Source organism: Paucibacter sp. XJ19-41, assembly GCF_028462495.1.
Lineage (GTDB): Bacteria > Pseudomonadota > Gammaproteobacteria > Burkholderiales > Burkholderiaceae_C > Roseateles_E.
The window spans coordinates 33691-52808 of record NZ_JAQOWX010000003.1; the positions used below are offsets into that span (position 1 = coordinate 33691).

At 66.0% G+C, this 19118-nt stretch carries 19 protein-coding genes; 7 read left to right on the forward strand and 12 right to left on the reverse strand.

What is annotated here, in order from left to right; genetic code table 11:
- Nucleotides 1–5 precede the first annotated feature (5 nt).
- The 12 genes from PO768_RS01515 to PO768_RS01570 all read right to left on the reverse strand — a co-directional run bounded on the left by PO768_RS01515 (nt 6) and on the right by PO768_RS01570 (nt 11596).
- Nucleotides 6–1460: a lipopolysaccharide biosynthesis protein gene (locus tag PO768_RS01515; protein WP_272644592.1), complete on the reverse strand. Its 1455-nt coding sequence runs from the start codon at nt 1458–1460 to the stop codon at nt 6–8.
- 52 nt (nt 1461–1512) lie between these two features.
- A complete protein-coding gene (locus PO768_RS01520; protein ID WP_272644593.1) occupies nt 1513–2760 on the reverse strand; it encodes a glycosyltransferase in 1248 nt (415 codons plus the stop codon).
- Entirely contained in the window at nt 2757–3431 is a 675-nt protein-coding gene (locus PO768_RS01525; protein ID WP_272644594.1) for a class I SAM-dependent methyltransferase, read from the reverse strand. Before PO768_RS01525 ends, PO768_RS01520 begins: the two co-directional genes overlap by 4 nt.
- Nucleotides 3432–3479: 48 nt before the next feature.
- The gene (locus tag PO768_RS01530) at nt 3480–4490 is read right to left on the reverse strand and encodes a glycosyltransferase family 2 protein (protein WP_272644595.1); all 1011 of its coding nucleotides are present in this window, start codon (nt 4488–4490) and stop codon (nt 3480–3482) included.
- Entirely contained in the window at nt 4487–5455 is a 969-nt protein-coding gene (locus PO768_RS01535) for a glycosyltransferase (RefSeq protein ID WP_272644596.1), read from the reverse strand. Before PO768_RS01535 ends, PO768_RS01530 begins: the two co-directional genes overlap by 4 nt.
- Before the next feature lie 86 nt (nt 5456–5541).
- Nucleotides 5542–6507 carry a glycosyltransferase family 2 protein gene (locus PO768_RS01540; protein ID WP_272644597.1) on the reverse strand — a complete coding sequence of 322 codons (966 nt, stop codon included), beginning with the start codon at nt 6505–6507 and terminating at the stop codon, nt 5542–5544.
- A 7-nt stretch (nt 6508–6514) separates the two neighbouring features.
- The gene (locus PO768_RS01545) at nt 6515–7600 is read right to left on the reverse strand and encodes a GNAT family N-acetyltransferase (protein ID WP_272644598.1); all 1086 of its coding nucleotides are present in this window, start codon (nt 7598–7600) and stop codon (nt 6515–6517) included.
- 54 nt (nt 7601–7654) lie between these two features.
- Nucleotides 7655–8884: a DegT/DnrJ/EryC1/StrS family aminotransferase gene (locus PO768_RS01550; RefSeq protein WP_272644599.1), complete on the reverse strand. Its 1230-nt coding sequence runs from the start codon at nt 8882–8884 to the stop codon at nt 7655–7657.
- Nucleotides 8881–9591, reverse strand: a complete 711-nt coding sequence (locus tag PO768_RS01555) for an ABC transporter permease (RefSeq protein WP_272644600.1) — start codon at nt 9589–9591, stop codon at nt 8881–8883. The genes PO768_RS01550 and PO768_RS01555 overlap by 4 nt, the downstream gene beginning before the upstream one ends.
- Nucleotides 9591–10466: a hydrolase 1, exosortase A system-associated gene (locus PO768_RS01560; RefSeq protein ID WP_272644601.1), complete on the reverse strand. Its 876-nt coding sequence runs from the start codon at nt 10464–10466 to the stop codon at nt 9591–9593. The genes PO768_RS01555 and PO768_RS01560 overlap by 1 nt, the downstream gene beginning before the upstream one ends.
- Entirely contained in the window at nt 10463–11332 is an 870-nt protein-coding gene (locus tag PO768_RS01565) for a hydrolase 2, exosortase A system-associated (protein ID WP_272644602.1), read from the reverse strand. Before PO768_RS01565 ends, PO768_RS01560 begins: the two co-directional genes overlap by 4 nt.
- A gap of 12 nt (nt 11333–11344) precedes the next feature.
- Nucleotides 11345–11596 carry an acyl carrier protein gene (locus PO768_RS01570; RefSeq protein WP_272644603.1) on the reverse strand — a complete coding sequence of 84 codons (252 nt, stop codon included), beginning with the start codon at nt 11594–11596 and terminating at the stop codon, nt 11345–11347.
- A 221-nt stretch (nt 11597–11817) separates the two neighbouring features.
- Between PO768_RS01570 and PO768_RS01575 the strand changes: the two genes are divergently transcribed.
- Genes PO768_RS01575 through PO768_RS01605 form a run of 7 tightly spaced genes read left to right on the forward strand, consistent with a single transcriptional unit; the run spans nt 11818 to nt 19105 of the window.
- Nucleotides 11818–13437: an acyl-CoA ligase (AMP-forming), exosortase A system-associated gene (locus PO768_RS01575; RefSeq protein ID WP_272644604.1), complete on the forward strand. Its 1620-nt coding sequence runs from the start codon at nt 11818–11820 to the stop codon at nt 13435–13437.
- The gene (locus PO768_RS01580) at nt 13434–14681 is read left to right on the forward strand and encodes a pyridoxal-dependent decarboxylase, exosortase A system-associated (protein ID WP_272644605.1); all 1248 of its coding nucleotides are present in this window, start codon (nt 13434–13436) and stop codon (nt 14679–14681) included. Before PO768_RS01575 ends, PO768_RS01580 begins: the two co-directional genes overlap by 4 nt.
- 36 nt (nt 14682–14717) lie before the next feature.
- Nucleotides 14718–15284: a hypothetical protein gene (locus tag PO768_RS01585; protein ID WP_272644606.1), complete on the forward strand. Its 567-nt coding sequence runs from the start codon at nt 14718–14720 to the stop codon at nt 15282–15284.
- The gene (locus PO768_RS01590; protein ID WP_272644607.1) at nt 15284–15991 is read left to right on the forward strand and encodes a WbqC family protein; all 708 of its coding nucleotides are present in this window, start codon (nt 15284–15286) and stop codon (nt 15989–15991) included. The genes PO768_RS01585 and PO768_RS01590 overlap by 1 nt, the downstream gene beginning before the upstream one ends.
- On the forward strand, nt 15988–16398 hold the full coding sequence (locus tag PO768_RS01595) for a GtrA family protein (RefSeq protein WP_272644608.1): 411 nt from the start codon (nt 15988–15990) through the stop codon (nt 16396–16398). Before PO768_RS01590 ends, PO768_RS01595 begins: the two co-directional genes overlap by 4 nt.
- Nucleotides 16395–17519 (forward strand): dTDP-4-amino-4,6-dideoxygalactose transaminase, encoded by a 1125-nt coding sequence (rffA, locus tag PO768_RS01600; protein WP_272644609.1) that lies wholly within the window; start codon nt 16395–16397, stop codon nt 17517–17519. Before PO768_RS01595 ends, rffA begins: the two co-directional genes overlap by 4 nt.
- Nucleotides 17519–19105, forward strand: a complete 1587-nt coding sequence (locus PO768_RS01605; protein ID WP_272644610.1) for a hypothetical protein — start codon at nt 17519–17521, stop codon at nt 19103–19105. The genes rffA and PO768_RS01605 overlap by 1 nt, the downstream gene beginning before the upstream one ends.
- Nucleotides 19106–19118 lie beyond the last annotated feature (13 nt).

Consider the following 19118-nt stretch of genomic DNA (forward strand, 5'->3'; position numbering starts at 1 on the left):
CATCATCATCGGGGCAAGACCTGCGGGGCGGGGCGGACCAGGCGCAGCAGTTGGTGGACGCTGTCACGATCCAGGAGCCAGAACAGGCCCAGATAACTGAGCGCGCCGACGAAAATCGCGGCCAGCAGGGTGGGCCAGGCACTCCAGTGGGCGGCGCCCCACCAGCCCGTCAGGCTGACGCAAATAGCCATCGCCGCGCTCAATGCCAGCGGTTTGCTAAGCGCCCGCAGCGCGTTGCCCAGGCTGATGCCCAGCACCGGCCGCGAGCGCTGCAGGTTCAGCGTGATCAGGATGGGCAGGCCGACCAGCCAGGCCAGCGCCAGCCCGATGGCACCGAACTGCGCCCCCACCACAAAGCAGCAGGGCAGCACCACGACACCGGTGATGCTGTTGCGCAGATCCAGTCCCGCATGACCCATGCCCTGGATCACGCTGGACAGCAGCACGCTGAGCAGGCGCAGCGGCAGCGCCAGCGCGACGATCTGCAGCGGCAGTATTGCGCCTTGCCAATGCGGCCCCAGCAGGGCGGGCACCAGCCAGGGTGAGACGGCGGCCAAGCCCCACAGCACCGGCATCACGACATAGGAAAACAGTCGCAGGCCACGCAGCAGCAGCGGCTGCATCGAGCCGCCATCGCGGTTGAGCTGGGCAATCACCGGATAGGTGACCTGGTTGACGATGGCCATGGCCTTGGCGACCGGCAGCATTGCCAGATGCATCGCCACAGAGTACTCGCCCAGCGATGTCTTGGACAGTGTGCGTGCGGCGATCAGCACATCACTCTGGCCGAATACATAGCTGGCAATGCGTGACAACGCGATCTTGAAGCCGAAGCCGATCAGCGCACGCGCGGGGCGCAGATCGAAGCTTGGCAGCAGGCGTTGTGGCACCAGCAGATTCAGCAGCAGCACCCGAACGACGGCACCGATCAACGGGCCCAGTACCAGGGCCCACACACCACTGCCGCGCCAGGCCAGCAATACCGTGGCCGATGTGGCCGCAACGATGGACACAAAATCGATGATGGAGCTGGTCTGGAACCGCAACTCGCGCCGCAGATGGGCGTCCGACATGGTCGCCAGCGGGGCCAGCACCAGCTGCAGCGCCGACGCCTGGATCAGGCGTTCGGCCTCCGGCGCCTTGAAGAACCAGGCCAGCAGCGGCGCGGCGGCCGCCACGACCAGCGCGCCGGCCAGGGAGAACAGCAGTGCGGCGCCAAACACGCTGCGCAGCTGGCGCGGCTCCAGCCGTGTCGCCTGCACGATGCCGGCGCCGATGCCGAACTCGGCCGCCATCGAGACGATGGCCATGATGGCTGTGCAGATGGCTGCCAGCCCGTAGTCCTGCGGCGCCAGCAGGCGCATCACGAGGATGGTGCCGCCCCATGAGATCAGCTGCGAGCCGAAGCGGCCGGCCGCGACCCAGCGCAGGCCGAGTGAGAACTGGCGCTCTATCGTCATGGGCGGTCACGCACATCCGGGCATGCGGCCGAACCCTTGGATTCATTGCGCATCAGTGATCGCTCACCTGGGTCAACATGCGAGCTAAGGCCTCGGTGCGCCCCTGACGCGACGCAGTACGCACAAAGCCAGCCTCGGGCAATGTTTGCAAGCTGCCATGGCCACCACTTTCCAGAAAGCGCGTCAGCAGGGCGGCGATGTCTTGTGCGTCGTCCAGTCTGGCGATCGCATTGATGCCGGCCTGGCCCAGCACCTGGGCGGTATCGCCGGCCGGATCCGTCAGGCACAACACCGGCCGTCCGGCGCGCAGGTACTCATAGAGCTTGGCCGGAATCTGGGCATTGCAGTTGCTCGCCTGCATGATCAGCAGGCCATCGGCGCGCAGCATCTCGGCCAGTGCCTCGCGATAGGGAATGGGCGGACAGACTTCGACATAGTCCAGCACCCCTTGCTGCTCGGCCAGACGCAGCAACAGCTCGTCCGCCACGGCAGCTCGAAAGCGCAGCTTCAGCCGGCCCAGCTGGATGGTGCCGGCCTCGTGCAGCCGGCGCAGTGCCACCATCAGCTCGCTGGGATCGCGCTCGCTGGGATAGACGATGCCGCTGTGCAGCAGGGTCACGCAGCCGGGCTGCAAGGGCTGCACCGTGCCGTCGCCCTGTGCCAGGTCGGTGAAGGTTTCCTCGTCGTAGCCGTTTTCGATGACTTTGATCCGGGCGGCCGCATCCGGGTAGCGCCGCTGGTACTCGGTGGCCGCACCGGGCGTCGTGAAGGTGCACAGCGCCGCTTTGGTGGTCGCCACGGCCTCGATCGCGCGGTACTGCTGCCAGGTCAGCGGATCGGCCGGATAGCCGTCCTGAGCCATCGGATCGCGGAAGTCGGCAATCCAGGGCAGACCCGAGCGGCGCTGCAACTCGGCACCGATCAGATGAGCGGTGGCGATCGGGTAGGTGCTCCAGATCACATCGGGCTTGAATTCGCGGATCATCTGCATGCCTTGACGCACGCCGTCGAAGCGCCAGCTGACCCAGCGGTCCGGTCGCGCCATTGCGCCCAGATACCGCCCCCGCAGCGCCAGATGGCGCGCGGTGTCGAAGGCCTGCGCGCGCCGCACCACGGTGCCTGCGGGGATGGCGGCGTTCAGGTCCTCGCTGGTGCGCTCATAGGCGCGTGGCGCGGCCGAAAGCACCAGGGGCTGCCATCCGGTGGCCGGCAGATGCTGGGCAAAGCGCAGCGTGCGCTGGATGCCGCTGCTGCCCGCCAGCGGCGGAAAGTGAAAGGCCACCATCAAGACCTTCTTCATCGCGGCACCGTCGGCTTGATGGCCCGCAGCGCGAACTGCTGGTACGGCATATCGCTCATCAAACCGGGCATCAGGGCCTGCAGCAGCCGGAACTTCCAGCTCAGCCAACAGGGGTTGATGCCGCCGATGTCCTGCACCTTCAGGCCGGCCGATTCGAACTCGCGAAGCATGCTTTTGCGGGTGAAGAATCGCAGATGCGTTCGATCCAGAACGCCGGCCGACTCATAGCGCCATTCGCCTTCGAAAAGGTATTGCTGCACATGGGGCCAATAGCGAATGTTGGGGATCGAGGCCACGATGGCGCCGCCCGGTTTCAGCAGGCGCAAGGCCAGCGACAGGGCCGGTACATGGTCCGGGAAGTGTTCCAGACTGTCGTTGAAGACAATCACGTCGAAGTGACTCTCGGGCAGTTGCAGCCCCTCATCGAAGAAGCCCAGCAAGGCATGGTCCAGCACGCCGGCGGCGACGGCCTGGGCCTCGGCCACCGGCTCCACCCCCCATACCTCGATACCAGCGAAACTGTCCTTCAGCAATTCACCGAAGCGACCGCTTCCGCAGCCGACATCCAGCACCCGACCTGGATGTGTCGGAAAGAATGGCAGCATCTCCTTGCGGGCATAGCGGTAATAGTCGGCCGGCTTGGCGTTGTGCAGGGCAGAGGTTTCAGTCATGGCGGCTTGTCCGGCAATTGGCGGCGGTGGATGGACGCGGTTCGTGACTCATCGAGGACTCAGCTTGCGGCGCAGCGTGGTCAGCGGCGCCTCCAGCAACTGGCTGACCAGATAGGGCGCGATGGTTGCTAGCCTGCGCAGCAGCCAGGGGCTGCTGCCACGCGGCTGCGAGGGCGCTCCGTAGCGGCCGCGCAGCGCGTCCCAGCAGCCATCGACGACGGCATCCAGCAGCACCGGCGCGGCATTTTTCTTCTTCAGCAGGGCCAGGTTGTACAGGGACTGACTCAGCAGCCGGCGTCGCATGCCACGTCGATACGGCATCGGCGTGTGCGTGCCCCAAAACAGCCAACTGTTACGCGCCGACAGATACAGGGCCATGGCGCTGTACTCGCTGATGTCGCGCGAACGATGCAGTGCGGTGGCGCTGTCGCAGTAGAGGGCTCGATAGCCATGTTGGGCGATGCGAGCACTCAGGTCATTGTCTTCGTAGTAGGCAAAGTAGCGTTCGTCCAGCAGGCCGATCTGGCGCAGCGCGGCGCAGCGAAGCAGCAGGGCGGTGCCCAGTACGTGGGTGGGCAGCCCCTCCGGCGCGGCAACGCCCGGCTCTGAGGGATAGACGCTGCGCTGCCGACGCCAGTCCAGCCAGCCCGCCACGGCCTGGGGCCGCGGCGTCGCCGAACTGGTGTAGATCAGGGGTGAAACGGCCGCCACATCGCCATGCTGATCCAGCACCTGCTGCAGGCGCCGGATGGCGTCCGGGGCGATGCTGCAGTCGTTGTTGAGTATCAGCACCGAGCCGTAGCCACGTTGCAGCGCCAGCTTGAAGACCAGGTTGTGCCCTCCGGTGAATCCCAGGTTGACCGGGGTGCGAAGTACCTCGACGCCCGGATAGGCGAGCCGGATCTGCTCGGTCGTGTCGACGGTTGAACCGTTGTCCAGCACCAGGCAGTCGATGCCGTCTACGGCCGGCGCGGTCAGTGGTTGAAGGCAGGCCAGGGTATCGGGCGTGCTGTTCCAGTTCAGGATGCTGACCAGGATGCGTTGCTTCTCGGTGTTCATGTCAGCCCCTGGGTTCGAATGAAGGCCGTCGGGTCGGCGAAAAACCGATTCCAGCCCTGGCTTACCTGCGGCAGCGAAAATCTGGGGTCGGCGCACACCGTCGGCCGTTGGCCGTGCTGCCATGCGAACAAGGTCTGCTGCACCGTCTCGGCGCTGCCAGCGTCAAGCGGCGGATTGCTGTCGCCAAGCACCTCGCGCGCGGCACCGAAATCATGGGCCAGTACCGGCGTCCCGACGGCATGAGCCTCGGCGTACACCAGGCCGAAGGTTTCGGCGCGTTTGGTCTGAGGGTAGAAGACGCACAGCGACTCGGCCACATGTCGCAGGACCTCGGTCTGCGGCAGGCTACCCAGCCGCACGATGCCTGGGTGTTCAAGCTGTCGGCTGTCGAGGTTTTTCAGATAGCCAGGGTCGGCGACATACAGCCGGAATCTCGGCTCGATCTCATGGACGCGTCGAAACTGGACCACGACCTGCTCGAGCCCTTTGTGGGGCGAGCTGAAGAAGGTCAGTTTGCAGGGATCGTAGCTGGCGCCGGGCAGCGTGCCGAGCGCTGGGTTCAGCGGGTTGTGGTGGTACAGCAGCCCTCCGCGCAGCGCCCAGCGAGCCGTCAGCCAGGAGTGCGACTGGCTTTGGATGTAGCGGGCCGTTTGCAGTGCATGGGTGCGCGAGACGCAGATCACACCCAGCCGGTAGCGCAGATGGTCCTGCCAGAACAGCGGCACCTCCTCCGGAACATAGTTGTGCAGCCACAGCCACCAGCTGCCTCGGCTGCGACGATGCAGTTTGGCCAGGTCCTGGGCTTTCTGGACGAAGACCAGGTGGTCGGCCGCTGCCAGCTCTTGCTCAAGGTCGGCCATGGGCTTGAAGCACAGCCCTCGCTCACCCTGCCAGACGTTCTTGCGGTTGTGCTGGAACACCGTGACTTGGTGCTGAGCGCTCAGGGCGCCGGCGATGCGCACCACCGTGGCCTCCGTGCCGCCCAGGCCCTGCGTTGCCAGCACCTCGGGGTCATAGGGGCGTGGGCATTTAGGATCGATGAAGACCAGTTTCATGGCTGACCCCGAAGGATCTCGAGCAGCAGCAGCGGTGCCAGCCACAGCGTGGCCGGGTCGTCCCTGAAATAGCGGCCCAGCAAGGCCCTGGGCAATGGCTTGCGGTGCTTGAGCCGGTGCGTCAGGTCGCGGATGAAGTCGCGTCGCAGCTGATGGACGGCTACGCGCAGGAAAGCTTCCTGCTCGGCATTGCGGCAGAACTCGCGCAACAGCAGCTTGCGGTACTTGAGCTCGTTATGAACCCGCAACATGTGTTCGGCTGAGCCCCAGACCGCACCCGAATAGACGTTGACGCCACGGCCATAGGTGGCCTCGACCTGACTCGAGAACGCGATCCGGCTGCCGGCCCGCACCAGGCCCAGCCAGAACAGATAGTCCTCGCCGGCGCTGGTGTAGTCGATGCGAAAACGCAGCTCCGAAAAGCCGGCCCTCCGATAGACCACGGTCGAGGTACCGATGACATTGCCGCGCATGATCTGGTCGACCATATCGCCTCGGTAGGCGTGCAGATTGGCCGCAGCCAGCGGCAGTGTCGGATGTTCGCCGGCCTTGAGCTTGCCGGCACGTGCGAAGGCGCTGACCTGGGTGTCGAGCTGGTAGTGATCGGCGAAGTAGAAGTCGAAGCCGGAGTCCAGCGCCAGTGCGGCCCTTACCAGATGATCGGGCGACCACTCGTCATCGGAGTCCAGGAAGGCGACGTAACGGGTTGACTCGGGCAGCGCGTCCAGTCCGGTATTGCGCGCGGCGCCGGGGCCGCCATTGGTCTGGCGGATCAGGGTCATGCCGATGTCGTCCGGTAGCGTCGCCGCGGTGATCTCATCGTCGGCCGGTACCGGCGAGGCGTCATCCACCACCAAGATATGAATCGGCAGCGGGCAGGCCTGCTGCGCCGCGATGCTGGCCAGCGCCCGTCGAAGCACACCCGGGCTGCGCTGGAAATAGGGAATGACGACCGTGATCATCGGTGGCTCAGTTGGTTTCGACCGCAGCGGTGTCGGCGGTGGCCGGCGCGGATGGACGCGTCGCCGCGCGGCGACGCTCCGCCAGCCGCGTGAGCCAGGGCCAGCGGTACTGGGTATAGTGATAGATGCAGCGCTTGTCCTGCGTCAGCTTGGTGTGCCAGTCCATCACCTTGCCGAAGTACTCGACGCGCAGGATCTGGCCCTCGCCGAAGAATCGTTGCAGCTCTTCCTCGCGCAACAGAAAGGCCGGCGACAGGGCCTTGATCGATTCGTCATAGGCCGTCTTCAGCACAATCAGCTGGCCACGGCGCAGCAGGCACAAATTCATCGCCACGGTTTGTTCGTCGAACAGGTATTCGTAGAACACCATCTCGCCGCGCACCGCCGCCCGCTCGAAGAGCTCGCGATAGAAGCGTCCCTGGGCGTTGTCCGGGTGAATGGCCGTGCCTTCTTGAGCCTTCCAGCCGGCGCTTTCCAGCGCACCGTAGCGATCCAGTGCCGATGCGACCGACGCGGCGTCGGTGATCATGCGCATAGAGGTCTGGACGCCATCGGCGGCCAGCTTGTTGCGCTGCTTGCGCATGTTCTGGCGAAGATTCTTGCCGCGCGCGGCCCAGTAGTCCTCAAAGCTGCCGGCCACGTCGATCCAGGCCGTCTCGATGTAGTCGTCGCCACGCGCATCGGCCCCATCTGCTGGCCGGGGGCTGCATAACGGGTCAACCTGGGTGATCGACAAGGCTAGGCATAGGCCCAATGGCCCGCGACAAAGCGAGCGGGCCAGATCGGCGAGCTGCAGGTCGGGTGCGGCGACCCAGGTGCCCAGCGGCAGCTGCGAGGGTTGGAAGGTGGCCCAGCGGAGCCGGCCGTCGGGCACCAGCACAAACAAGGCCACCGGTTCCGCGCCCCGGCTGGCCACGGCCAGTCGCTCCTGGCCGCTGCCAAATGCCGCCAGTGCAGCGCCCACAGCGTCGGCGGACATGAAGGGCAGATCACCGCGCTGGCTGTTGAGCCGGTCCCAGGCCGACCTTATGGCCGGGTCGTCCCGCAGGGCTTGGGCCGGTCGGAGTTTCCATTGCAGCGGGGGGCTGGCCATCGGGCTTGCGGCTTTCTCTTGGTTTGAAGGGGGCTCGGCGCGGCGATTCATGACTCAGCCGAGCAGGCGCTTGATCGCCAACGCCGTGGCGTCGATGTCATCGTCATGCAAATCCTGATGGCACAAAAGCTGCAGCACATGGCGGCTCCACAAGGGCCCGGCATCGCCGGGCTGCTGGGGCGTTCCCGGCCAGATGCGGTCCCATCGGAATACCGGATAGCCGCAGGTCCGCAGCGCCTGATAGACCCGATCAGCATCATCTACCCATAGCGGGAAGACGTAGGGCGCGCTGTGCTGCGAGTCGATCTGCAGCAGGGCGCGTGCACCGCGACAGTCGCGCAGTTCGCGGGCATAGGCCTCGTAGTTCTCGCGCCGACGCGCGATGATGCGGCTGCGTGGCAGCCCCCTTACCAGCCATGCCGAGGCCACCAGCGGGGCACGGTCAATACGCTGCATATCGCAAGCCGACATGAAATCGCTCTCCGAGTTGGCCTCGGCTGCGCTGCCGCCGCCCACCACCGTCGTGCCGCGCAAGGCCTTCTTCAGCCGGAACAGGCCACCGACGAGATGGTTCAGTCCGGTCAAACGCCGATTCAGCGTCGCGACTTCAAGCACATCGACAAAACCCTTGAGCTCGGCCTTCATCCCTTGTGGCGCCAGTTGCAGCGGTGCCAGCGGTCGCTGAGCCGAGGCCAGCAATCCGGCCTCCGGGATCGGCAGAAATTTGGAGAGGCTGGCGGTCGCGAAGTCACCCCAGGCGCCTACGCTGCGCTCGCCGGCCGTGCCGAACAAGCTGTGCGCGCAATCCTCGATCAGCGCAATGCCGTGCGCGTCACACCAGGCCCGAACGGCCGCCAGTGATTGCGGCAGGCCGAAGTAGTGCGGCACCAGCATGGCTGAGGCATGTCGGGCAAGCTCGGGGGAGATGCTGTCCAGATTGGGCAGGCCATTTGGCAGGATGCCGAAGTAGCTGGGCCGAGCACCGGCCAGCAGGACCGGCGCGACCATGGTGGGACAGTGATAGGTTGGAACGAGCACCGAGCTGTCTCGCGTCAGCTTCAGTTGGCGCAATGCCTGATAGATGGCCGCCCGGCCACTGGTGGTGTACGCCAGATGCGGGAGCTGCTCGACGCCATGAAGCTCACAGCCAGGGACCGAGCCAAAATTGTCCCAGCCGAAGACCGGCCCACGGGGCATCGCCCGAACGCCTGGTTGATCCGTGGCCTGGGCAGAGTCGGGCCCTGCGCTCGGCGCAGACCTGTCTTGCAACAGCTGCTGTTTCACTGCGAGGCCGCGCTGGCTGCGCTGGAGGCCTCGGCCGGGACGGGGTCTCGCCATCGGCCTGCTGCGAGTAGCTTGTCGCGCAGCGCGCTGTGCGACAAGCCCAGCGCCATCGCGCGGTGGGCATGCAGCAGTGCGGCGTCGTAGTCCTTCAGATCGGCCAGCAGCAGGCCGAGGTTGTGATGGGTGAAAGCATTGTCGGCCGCGAGGGTCTTGACGACATCCAGCTGCGCACGTGCATCGGCCTCACGCTGCTTCTTGATCAGGTAGTCGGCGTAAATCATGCGCACGAGCTGATCATCGGCGCGGAAACGGATGGCGCGGTCAAACCAGCACTCGACCGTGAATGTGGAGCCGTGGGGCTTGTCGGTCTTTTCCTTCTCGCCGAGCCTGACGATCGCGATCAGAGCGCCGTGATGGTTGGGGATTGCACGCAAGGTGTAGGCGATGTCGCCGCCCGGCAGGCGCGAGGTTGTGCCACGGATCAGTGCTTCCACTTCGGGTGTGAAGTGGGCTGTGGTCACGATGGGCAGCTTGTCCTTGTCGGTCCGGAAATCGAAAGGGCCGTAGGAACTGGCCAGCGAGCCGCACATACTCGTTTGTGCATGGCCCGTGGCGGCAAACAGCAGGCTTAGGCTCATCAGCGCTGTTCTCAGGCAGCTCATCGACAGCGGGCTCCGGCCTTGGCTGGGGTCAGTACGGGATCGCATCAGTCCTCCTTGCGTGCCAGGGCAAGCAACCAGTCGCGAACAGCGGCGTTGGCCAGCGCGAGCTGCTTGCCGTCGGAAAAAGTGTGATCGGCCTCGGCGAAATCCAGCCGTGTCACATGAGCGAGCTTAAGGGCCCCGGCCCAGGACGGGTCGATCTGGCCGAACTCGAGAAATTCCTTGGCGGTCAGATCGACACCGCTGAGTAGCAGCAGGATCTGGCCCTTGAAGCCGCGCCAGGCCAGCGCCATGCGCTCTTGATAGCTCAATGCGGCGCTTGCTGCCGGCAGACTGTTCGACCGGGTCGCCCGCCTGACGCTTCTGATCAAGCCGCCCAGTGCGCCCAGGCCCACACGACCCGACAGCAGCTTTTTCCAGAAGCTCTTGTCGAACAGGCGCTGCGTGTAGTAGTGCTTGACCTGGGCGCGGGCCAAGCTGGACTCGCTGCGCACCCAGGGGTTGAGCAGGCACAGGCCCGCCAGGCGCGGGTCCCGGGTGGCTTCGCTGTAGAGCAGGGCCGCCGAGGCACCGTCGCACAGACCCCACAGCGCGATGCGCTTGATGGCATCGGACTGCGCCATCAAGGCCATGATGGCGGCACCGATGTCGGCCGTGACGCTCTGGAAGTCGCGCTGGGCGCCCTCGCTGTCACCCATGCCTCGGTAGTCGAAGCGCAGCACGGCGAAACCCGCCGCAGCCAGGCTGCGCGCCAGCAGCACAAACTGGCGGTGGCTGCCCGCACGGTACTGCGGACCACCGACGACGATGACGACGCCGGTTCTGTGGATAGCTTGCCCGTCAGGCGGCAGCGCGGCCACGCCCAGCAGCCGCTCGCCCTGGCAGTCGAACTGGACGACGGTTTCTCTGTAGCCGCTCATGCTAAGCCCACCTCGGCCGGCGACAGCGTGGTGGCCGGCGTCAGCAATGCTGCCGTGGTGGCCGCGATCAGCGCCGGCGCATCCTCGATCTCGGTGGTCTGCCAGAACGATGGCCCCTGGACCAACTGCGACCGCGCGCGATAACCGGCCTGCCGCCATTGCTGCAGGGTCTGCTCGCTGACGGGGCTGAACTGCTGCGCATCGGCGCGCGTGCTCAGCTCGAACCAGGCGAGCTCGCCACCGCCGGGCGGCGGCACCAGGCGGGCCGCCTCCAGCCCGCTGGCCAGCCCCGGGCTCAGCAGATAGCCGCCAAGCTCCACCGGCTGGCCCAGAGCCAGCTGTTGGCGCATCTCGTCCATCTGGCCCTTGGCGCCGCCACCGACCATGCCGGCCGCCAGCTTCAGTCGCAGCAACTGCTGCAGCGCCGACTTGCCGGCCGTGACCGGCTGCCAGAAGCAGTAGTTGCAGGCTTCTGCGACCTGGGCCCCGGCCTCGGCCGCCAGCAGGCAACCAACCCGCTGGCCCCACAACCACAGCGGCACCTGCCGATGAGCGTCGTCGAGGGCCTGCAGCCAGGTGCAGGCCAGTTTCACATCGGCAATCCAGTCGGACCAGGCGGCGTCGCCGAAGTCGCCATCGCTGTCGCCGCAGCCGAACAGGTCGATCTGCAGCACGCTGAATCCGGCTGCCGACAGCGCGCGTGCCTGCTGCGCGGCCATGCGGCGCGATTTGTTCATCTCCTCGCCGAGTGCCTGGATGTGGATCACACGACCACGCAGCACCCCGCCCTGAAAGGGGTGGAACAGGCAAAAGCGCGCGCCTGCGTCAGCGGCGGGCAGGAAGAATGCCTGTGTGCGGTTGGCCACGGGGCGTCGAGGTCAAACCGCCAGCTTGGCCGCAACGAAGTCGCTCAGCGAGCCGACGCTGGCAAAGGTCGCACCGTCGATCTCGTCGTCGCCGATGCTGATGCCCAGCTGTTCCTCGAAGGCAGTGATCAGGCTGACGACCGCCATTGAGTCGAGCTCAGGGATGGCACCAAGCAGGGCGGTGTCGCGGTCGAAGCTGGTGCCGCGGCCGTTCAGGCTCAGAACCTCGTCAAGAATGCGCAGAACTTGCTTTTCGGCGTCCATGTTTTTTCTATGTTTTCCCAGGGGCGAAGCTGCCCACGACTGCGGCGCATCTTAACTGTGCGCCCGGCTCCTTCCGTGTCGGGGTGCCCCCTTATCCTGAGGGGCGTGGCGGCAGGATGTCACGCAGGTTTTGCATAGGCGGCGCGGCCCCCTGTACGATGCGGCTCCGGCCGTGCTTCGGGCTTGCCAGCGAGTGCCGCCCCCTATATTCGATGAGTTCCATGACAGCTGACCACGTGGATTTTTCTGGCGACAGCGTGCTTTTGCATGAGTTGCCGCTGCGCAGTGCACTGCGCTCGCCCTCAGCGACGGCCCTGAGCCTGGCGGAACGCCAGCTCTCTTACGGCGAGCTGGCGCAGCAGATCCAGGCGCTGGCCGCTGGCTTGCGGGCCCTGGGCCTGCAGCGCGGCGAGCGGGTCGCGATCTATCTGGAAAAGCGTTTCGAGACCGTGATCGCCAGCTTTGGCGCGCCGGCCGCCGGTGGCGTGTTCGTGCCGCTGAACCCGCTGCTCAAGCCCGAGCAGGTCGGCTTCATCCTGCGCGACTGTGAGGTGCGGGTGCTGATCACCTCGCCGGAGCGCCATGCGCTGCTGCGCGAGACCCTGCCGGATTGCCCGGGGCTGCGCCATGTGGTGCTGACCGAGGCGCCCGCTGCGGCGGATGGCGCCGGTCTGCCGTTGCACCGCTTCGCCGATCTGCTGGACGCGCCGCCGCAGGCCGGCCACCGCGTGATCGACGGCGATATGGCCGCCATCCTCTACACCTCGGGCTCCACCGGCCGGCCCAAGGGCGTGGTGCTGTCGCACCGCAATATGGTGGCCGGCGCCAAGAGCGTGGCGTCCTATCTGGAGAACCGGCCCGAGGACAGCCTGCTGGCCGCGCTGCCGCTGTCCTTCGACGCCGGTTTCAGCCAGCTGACCACCGCCTTCCATGTCGGCGCCCGCGTCGTGCTGCTGAACTATCTGCTGCCGCGCGATGTGCTCAAGGCCATGGAGCGCGAGCGCATCACCGGGCTGACCGCCGTGCCGCCGCTCTATATCCAGCTGTCCCAGCTGGAGTGGCCGGCCGCGATCAACCAGCGGCTGCGCTATTTCGCCAACACCGGCGGCCGCATGCCGCGCGAGACCCTGCAACTGCTGCGCCAGCGCGTGCCGCAGGCCAAGCCTTTCCTGATGTACGGCCTGACCGAGGCCTTCCGCTCGACCTATCTGCCGCCCGATCAGGTCGATCTGCGGCCCGACTCGATCGGCAAGGCGATTCCGAACGCCGAGATCCTGGTGCTGCGCGAGGATGGCAGCGAATGCGCGGCCGAGGAGCCGGGCGAACTGGTGCACCGCGGCCCGCTGGTGGGGCTGGGCTACTGGAACGATGCCGAGAAGACGGCCGAGCGCTACAAGCCGCTGCCGGTCGGGGCCGGCGCTCGCGAGGCCGGACTGCAGCTGCCCGAGTTTGCGGTGTTCTCGGGCGACACGGTGCGCCGCGATGCCGAGGGCTATCTGTATTTCATCGGCCGGCGCGACGAGATGATGAAGACCTCGGGCTACCGGGTCAGCCCGACCGAGGTCGAGGAGGTGCTGTATGCGACCCAGCTGGTCGGCGAGTGCGTGGCCTTCGGCGTCGACCATGCGACGCTGGGCCAGGCCATCCAGGTGATCGCGACGCCGCCCGCCGGCAGCGCGGCGCTGGACCTGGCCGCGCTGCAGGCCGAGTGCCGCAAACGCATGCCGGCCTATATGGTGCCGGCCGGCATCGAGGCCCAGGCCGGCCCGCTGCCGCGCAACCCGAATGGCAAGATCGACCGCAAGCTGCTGTCCACCGCCTGGGTGGAGAAGAATCTATGAGCGAGAGTCCCGTGAAGAAACCGCCGCAGCATGCGGCGATGAGCCAGTTCCCGCTGCAGGACGGCGAGTTGATCGTCGGTGGCAAGCGGCTCTCGCTGCTGGCCGAGCAGGTCGGACAGACGCCGTTCTATGCCTATGACCGGCGCCTGCTGCGTGAGCGTGTGGCCAGTCTGCGCGCTGCGCTGCCGGCCGGCATCAAGCTGCACTATGCGATGAAGGCCAACCCGATGCCGGCCGTCGTCGCGCTGATGGCGGGCCTGGTGGACGGCATCGACGTGGCCTCGGCGGGCGAGCTGAAGGTGGCGCTGGACGCCGGGGCCGACCCGGCCGAGATCAGCTTTGCCGGGCCGGCCAAGCGCGATATCGAGCTGCGCCAGGCGGTGGCCGCCGGTGTGCTGGTCAATGTGGAGAGCCTGCGCGAGCTGCCGGTGCTGGCGGCGGTGGCGGCCGAACTGGGCCTGCCGGCGCGGGTGGCGATACGCGTCAACCCCGATTTCGAGCTGAAGGGCTCGGGCATGAAGATGAGCGGCGGCCCCAAGCAGTTCGGCATCGATGCCGAACTGGTGCCGGCGGCGCTGGCCGAGGTCGGGCGCCTGGGCCTGGCGTTTGAGGGCTTCCACCTGTTCGCCGGTTCGCAGAACCTCAAGCCCGAGGCGATTTGCGAGGCCCAGCAGAAATGCTACGAGCTGGCGCTGCGCCTGGCGGCCGATGCGCCCGGCCCGGTCAAGTTCCTGAACCTCGGTGGCGGCTTCGGCATCCCCTACTTCCCCGGCGAGCAGGCGCTGGATCTGGCGCCGATCGGCGCCAATCTGCAGGCGATTGCCGAGCGGGCGGCCAGCGAGCTGCCGCAGGCGGAACTGGTGATCGAGCTGGGCCGCTATCTGGTCGGCGAGGCGGGGGTCTATGTGGCGCGCATCGTCGACCGCAAGGTCTCGCGCGGCCAGGTCTATCTGCTCTGCGACGGAGGCCTGCACCACCACCTGTCGGCCTCGGGCAATTTCGGCCAGGTGATACGCAAGAACTATCCGGCGATGATCAGCCAGACACGCGCTGAGGCTGGCGTCGAGAGCGCCTCGGTGGTGGGGCCGCTGTGCACGCCGCTGGATCTGCTGGCCGACAAGATGGAGCTCGCAGCGGCCCAGCCGGGCGATCTGGCCGTCGTGTTCCAGTCCGGGGCCTACGGCGCCAGCGCCAGCCCGCAGGGCTTCCTGGGGCATCCGGCGGTGGTCGAGGTGCTGGTGTGAGCCGGGCCGCCTGAGCTCTCTTGGAAGGGACCATCGATGCAAATCCTGATCTATGGTTCCCGTGATTTTTCGCTGACCGTGGCTGAGCTTGCCAGGCATTGCGGCCATGAGGTGCTCGGCAAGATTGACGACAGCGGCAGCGGCGACGGCGTGCTTGGCAGCTTCGATCAGGTGTGCATTTCGCATCCACCCGGCCGTTGCGGCCTGGTGCTGGCGATCGGCTACAAGAATCTGGCTGCGCGTTGGCGTGTCTGGCAACAGGTGCTTGCCGCCGGCTATGCCACGCCCAACCTTGTCCATCCGCGTGCCTATGTCGCCGACAGCGCGGTGCTCGGCCCGGGCTGCATGGTGATGGCCGGCGCCCTGGTCGATGTGCGCGCGCGCATCGGTGCCGCCAGCGTGCTGTGGCCAGGCGCCTGCATCAGCCACGACAGCGAGCTGGGTTCCAACTGCTTCATCTCACCGAACGCCACCTTGTGCGGCCATGTCAACCTGGGTGCCGACAGCTTTGTGGGCGCGGGCGCGGCGATTGCCGATCACCAGCAGTTGCCGCCCGGCAGCCGCCTGAAACTGCTGGAGCGCTTTCCTGAGCCGAGCCGCTGATGCGACTGGTGGTCCTGCAATCGAACTACATCCCGTGGAAGGGCTACTTCGACCTGATCCATGACGCCGATGTGTTCATCTTTTATGACGATGTGCAGTACACCAAGAACGATTGGCGCAACCGCAACCGGATCAAGACCGCGCGGGGCAGCCAGTGGCTGACGATACCGACCGGCATCGATGCGAAGCGCCTGGTCTGCGAAGTGGAGTTGATCGATCCCGGCTGGCAGCGGTCGCACTGGGACAGCCTGCGCCACAGCTATGGCCAAAGCCCGTTCTTTGGTCATTACAGGCCGTTCTTTGAGGAGATCTATCTTGCGCATGCCTGGCGATATCTGTCGGAGCTGAATCAGCACATGATTCGACGCATTGCCACCGAATTGCTGGGCCTGCGCACGCGCTTCGAGGACTCGCGCAGCTACTCGCTCAGCGGTGAGAAACAGGAGCGCCTGCTTGATCTGGTGCGCCAGAGCGGAGCCAGCCACTATCTGTCCGGACCGGCGGCTCGTGCCTATATCGAGCCGGCACGCTTTGCCGAACTGGGCGTGGAGTTGCAGTGGAAGGACTATGCCGGCTACCCCGAATACGGGCAGGCACATCCGCCGTTCGAGCATGGGGTGAGCATTGTCGACCTGTTGTTCCATGTCGGACCCGCAGCGCCGACCTATATCTGGGGATGGCGCGACGCAACAGCCCTGCGATCATGAGCACCCGACGACAGTTGCTGCGTTACGGCATCGTCGGGCTGAGTTCGAATGCGCTGGGTTATCTGCTGTACCTGGGGCTGACAGCGCTGGGTCTCGGCCCTAAGCTGGCCATGTCGCTGCTCTATCTGGTCGGGGTGCTGCAGACCTTTGTGTTCAATCGGCGCTGGACCTTTGGGCATGGCGGGGGGCATGGGCCGGCCTTCGGTCGCTATCTGGCGGCCTATGGCCTGGGCTACCTGCTCAATCTGGCAGTGTTGTATCTGTTGGTAGATCGCTGGGGCCAGCCCCACGCGATCGTGCAGGCTGTGATGATCTTCGTATTGGCCGGCCTGCTGTTTGTGCTTCAGAAGTTCTGGGTGTTTCGAGTTCCGGCTTCGACGCACCGCGATACGGAGACATCAGGATGATCCCCTTCAACAAGCCCTATATGACGGGCAAGGAGCTGTGGTACATCGCGCAAGCCCATGCCAACGGACATCTGGCCGGCGATGGCGACTTCACCAAGCGCTGCGGGCGCTGGATCGAGGAGCGCACCGGTACGCACAGGGCCTTGCTGACTCATTCCTGCACCGGTGCGCTGGAGATGGCGGCGATGCTGGCCGGGCTGGGGCCGGGCGACGAGGTCATCCTGCCTTCCTACACCTTTGTATCGACAGCCAATGCCTTTGTGCTGCGCGGCGCGGTGCCAGTCTTTGTCGATGTCCGCCCCGACACGCTCAATATCGACGAAGACAAGATCGAGGCCGCGATCACGCCGCGGACCAAGGCCATCATGCCGGTGCATTACGCGGGCATCGCCTGCGAGATGGACACCATCATGGAGATCGCCCGGCGCCACGGACTGCTGGTGATCGAGGATGCGGCACAAGGGGTGATGGCCAGCTACAAGGGGCGCCCGCTCGGCAGCATCGGGCATATGGGGGCTTTTTCCTTTCACGAGACCAAGAACATCATCTCGGGCGAGGGGGGGGCCTTGCTCGTCAACGATGCTCGCTTTGTCGAGCGGGCCGAGATCATCCGTGAGAAGGGCACCAATCGCAGCCAGTTCTTTCGCGGCCAGGTGGACAAGTACACCTGGGTCGATTGCGGTTCGTCCTATCTGCCCAGCGAGCTGGTGTCGGCGTTTTTGCTGGCGCAGATGGAAGAGGCCGACCCGATCACGCAGCGGCGGCTGCAGCTCTGGTCGACCTACCACCGCTTCTTCGCCCAGGCCGAGCAGGCCGGCTGGTTGCGCCGTCCGACCGTGCCCGAGGGTTGCATGCACAACGCCCATATGTACTATCTGCTGCTGCCCAATCTGGAGCAGCGCAGTCATTTCATTGCGGGCATGAAGGCCTCAGGCATAGGCACGGTCTTCCACTATGTGCCGCTGCACAACTCACCGTTTGGCAGCCGGGTCGGCCGGCTCGGCGGCCCGATCGAGCACACCCAGAAACTCAGTGAGCGGCTGGTTCGCCTGCCGCTATGGCTGGGTCTGGAGGAACACCAGAGCGAGGTGATCCAGACCGCGCTGTCGCTGCTGCATTGATGCAGGCGCTCGGCATCGGGATGGAACCGCGCATCGCGCGGGGAGCGCTGCTGTGGGCGGCGCTTGCCGCGCTTTGCATCACCGCTCTTTGGTTCGCGCTCGGCTGGCGCTACGGTTTCGACCTCGCTGACGAAGGCTATCTCTGGTACGGGGCCCAGCGCGTGCTGCACGGCGAAGTGCCGATGCGCGACTTCATGGCCTACGACATCGGCCGCTACTACTGGTTGGCCGCCGCCATGCGCCTGCTCGGCGATGAGGGCATTCTTGCGGCACGGCTGGGCGCGGTGGCCTACCAGTTGCTCGGCACGGGGCTCGGCGTCTATCTGGTACTTCGTGTGGTGCCGGCGGCGGGCCTTGGCCGCCTCGCGCTGGCCCTGCTGACAGCCGCGCTGCTGACGATCTGGGTCTACCCCTACTACAAGGTGTTCGATCATGGCACCAGCGTCATGATTGTGGCGCTGCTGGTGCTGATGCTGGGCTCGCGCCGACGCACCGCCTGGTTCAGCGCTGGCCTGTTGCTGGGGCTGGCTGCGATGATGGGTCGCAACCACGGCGTTTACGGGGCGGTGGCAGTCGGCGGCGTGTTGCTGCTGCTGTGGTTCAAGCAGACTGATCGGCCGGGCACATTGCGCCTGGGCCTGGTCTTCGCGGCCGGCGTGGTTGTGGGCTTCAGTCCGACATTCTGGATGATGGCCGTGGTACCGGGCTTCCAGGAAGCATTCATCGCCAGCATCTTGATGCTTCTGCGCAGCGGTAGCACCAATATCGGCCTGCCGGTGCCGTGGCCCTGGATGGTCGATGTCGCGCAAGCCGGCGGCATCATCGGCGCTGCGCGGATTCTGGTCGGGCTCGGGTTCGTGCTCATTCTGCTCGTGCCGCTGCTCATCCTTGCCCGCTTGATCGCTGGAGGTCAGCCACTGCAGCGACCCGCGAACCAACTGCTGGTGGCCGCCGCGCTGGCTGGCTGGCCTTATGCGCACTACGCATTCTCGCGTGCCGACTTGACCCACCTGGCCCTGGGCATCTTTCCCCTGCTACTTGCCTCGCTTGGTGCCGCAGCGCTACGCGGCGTGCGACTGGCATCTGTGCTGGGCGCCGCGCTGTTGGCGGGCTCGATGCTGGCGCTGTCGTTGGAGCAGCCTTATCTGGCGCACCGGCTGCTGAGCCGCAAGCTGCTCAGCGCCAGCGTCACGGGGCAAACCCTGCATATGTACCCCTCCGTCGCCAAGCGGTACCTGGCCTGCAGCGCGGCGTTGGCGGCGTATCCGGAGGCCGGCGAGCGCTTTCTGGCGGTGCCCGATATGCCCAGCCTCTATGCAATCCAGCGCTCCCGCATGCCGATCTGGGAGATTTACTCGCTGTTTCCTCGCGATACGGCCTTCGAGCATGCCGAACTGGGTCGTCTGCAGGCGGCACCGCCGCGGCTGGTGCTCTTGTCAGATCATGCGCTCGACGGGAGACCCGAGCAGCGCTACAGCCGATTGCATCCAGTGCTTTATGACTGGATCACGACCGAGTTCGAGCCTGTCTCATCGGCATCCTCCGCACTCGATCCGGAGCTGACCATCCTGCGGCCGCGTCCTTGAATGATCGTAGCGC

Excerpts from the sequence above, each read along its gene's own strand:
- PO768_RS01595 (WP_272644608.1), top strand. The coding sequence starts at position 15,988 with ATGAGCACCCGACGACAGTTGCTGCGTTACGGCATCGTCGGGCTGAGT.
- PO768_RS01580 (WP_272644605.1), top strand. The coding sequence starts at position 13,434 with ATGAGCGAGAGTCCCGTGAAGAAACCGCCGCAGCATGCGGCGATGAGC.
- PO768_RS01540 (WP_272644597.1), bottom strand. The coding sequence starts at position 6,507 with ATGATCACGGTCGTCATTCCCTATTTCCAGCGCAGCCCGGGTGTGCTT.
- PO768_RS01590 (WP_272644607.1), top strand. The coding sequence starts at position 15,284 with ATGCGACTGGTGGTCCTGCAATCGAACTACATCCCGTGGAAGGGCTAC.
- PO768_RS01525 (WP_272644594.1), bottom strand. The coding sequence starts at position 3,431 with ATGACTGAAACCTCTGCCCTGCACAACGCCAAGCCGGCCGACTATTAC.
- PO768_RS01560 (WP_272644601.1), bottom strand. The coding sequence starts at position 10,466 with ATGAGCGGCTACAGAGAAACCGTCGTCCAGTTCGACTGCCAGGGCGAG.
- PO768_RS01605 (WP_272644610.1), top strand. The coding sequence starts at position 17,519 with ATGCAGGCGCTCGGCATCGGGATGGAACCGCGCATCGCGCGGGGAGCG.
- PO768_RS01520 (WP_272644593.1), bottom strand. The coding sequence starts at position 2,760 with ATGAAGAAGGTCTTGATGGTGGCCTTTCACTTTCCGCCGCTGGCGGGC.
- PO768_RS01545 (WP_272644598.1), bottom strand. The coding sequence starts at position 7,600 with ATGGCCAGCCCCCCGCTGCAATGGAAACTCCGACCGGCCCAAGCCCTG.
- PO768_RS01585 (WP_272644606.1), top strand. The coding sequence starts at position 14,718 with ATGCAAATCCTGATCTATGGTTCCCGTGATTTTTCGCTGACCGTGGCT.
- PO768_RS01530 (WP_272644595.1), bottom strand. The coding sequence starts at position 4,490 with ATGAACACCGAGAAGCAACGCATCCTGGTCAGCATCCTGAACTGGAAC.
- rffA (WP_272644609.1), top strand. The coding sequence starts at position 16,395 with ATGATCCCCTTCAACAAGCCCTATATGACGGGCAAGGAGCTGTGGTAC.
- PO768_RS01555 (WP_272644600.1), bottom strand. The coding sequence starts at position 9,591 with ATGCGATCCCGTACTGACCCCAGCCAAGGCCGGAGCCCGCTGTCGATG.
- PO768_RS01515 (WP_272644592.1), bottom strand. The coding sequence starts at position 1,460 with ATGACGATAGAGCGCCAGTTCTCACTCGGCCTGCGCTGGGTCGCGGCC.
- PO768_RS01575 (WP_272644604.1), top strand. The coding sequence starts at position 11,818 with ATGACAGCTGACCACGTGGATTTTTCTGGCGACAGCGTGCTTTTGCAT.
- PO768_RS01570 (WP_272644603.1), bottom strand. The coding sequence starts at position 11,596 with ATGGACGCCGAAAAGCAAGTTCTGCGCATTCTTGACGAGGTTCTGAGC.